The following is a 1,024-nucleotide window of genomic DNA, read 5'->3' on the forward strand; positions in this document are numbered from 1 at the left end:
AACCGTTATCAGTGAGCTTGAACGCTTGGAAGGTGGTCGGCTATCTGAGTTTGAGCGCCGCTCGGCTCAAATTGCCACGGCTCGGGATCAGTACGCGAAGGTCACCAGGGAAAAGCTTCAAAACGCTGCAGCCAGAAACAAACCTGAGGCTCAACATGAACCCGGATCATGGGAGTGGTATCGGGCAGAGCATGGTTGGGCGCTGTCTTCTTACCCGTTCTCCGATGATGAGTCTGTGATGACGGAGGAGGGTTTATACCGGGACTGGCTTCAAAAGTATGGGCATGAGCAGGGCCAGAGCGGTATCCCTGCCGGTGGAAGTGCGATTCTTGAAGGTGATTGGTGGGAGGTTGGACTATGAGTAGTCAGGATATGAACAGTATCAGGCAAAGCGCTATTCCTGTTTTCAAGGGGGCAAGTCTTTCTGATGTCGCTAAGACTCAGGGCATGTGTGTTCACCGGTGTCGTGAATACCTGCACAAGTATTGCCGTAGGGTGAACCGTGATGTTTATGAGGAGCTGGCTGTAGAAGCAGCCGTGCGGGGCGTAGGTAGCCCAACACTCAGCCAGCTGCGCAATTTTGCGGAAGAGTTTCTGGTAAGCCATGACCCTTCTGAGAGACACAACCTTTCTGTTCAGGCTGCTGTTGTGAGCCGATTGGAATACCAGCTGCGCAGAGCAAGGGTACGGCTTGCGGTCATGGGCTTTGACCAGGAGCAGGCCAGCTCAGCGAGTTAAGCGGCATCATTTCCCATCCATGCATATAAAATCGAGAAGTATTTTATGCACGCCATCGAAGTGAAAATTGCTACTGCCATCTTGAAGGGGGCAAAGGTTACAGATGTTTCGGAAATAAATGGCTTTAATGAGCCATTTTGCCATGAGGTTTTGCACGAGTACTGTCACTGGGCCAACCGGAAGGCTTACAAGGAGCTGTCCGCTCTATCTGATCAGCATCTGCCTTTGCTTGAACAGTTGATACGGTGCCGTGATGACTTTCTTCCAGAATCCAACAAGGGGCGTA

At 51.7% G+C, this 1,024-nt stretch carries 3 protein-coding genes; all 3 read left to right on the forward strand.

From position 1 onward, the window contains the following. A partial coding sequence (locus E1189_RS22635) for a hypothetical protein (protein ID WP_196220928.1) occupies positions 1-361 on the forward strand: 361 nt, incomplete at its 5' end. Continuing rightward, a complete protein-coding gene (locus E1189_RS01115; protein ID WP_155158276.1) occupies positions 358-738 on the forward strand; it encodes a hypothetical protein in 381 nt (126 codons plus the stop codon). The genes E1189_RS22635 and E1189_RS01115, both read left to right, overlap by 4 nt. A gap of 45 nt (positions 739-783) precedes the next feature. Then, the coding region (locus E1189_RS24580; protein WP_230459917.1) for a hypothetical protein at positions 784-1,024 on the forward strand (241 nt) is incomplete at its 3' end.

It is taken from the genome of Parendozoicomonas verongulae (genome assembly GCF_009711465.1).
In the GTDB taxonomy this organism is placed as follows: Bacteria; Pseudomonadota; Gammaproteobacteria; order Pseudomonadales; family Endozoicomonadaceae; genus Sansalvadorimonas; species Sansalvadorimonas verongulae.

What these genes read in the sequence shown, in the direction of transcription:
- E1189_RS01115 (WP_155158276.1), top strand. Translation starts at nt 358, where the DNA reads ATGAGTAGTCAGGATATGAACAGTATCAGGCAAAGCGCTATTCCTGTT.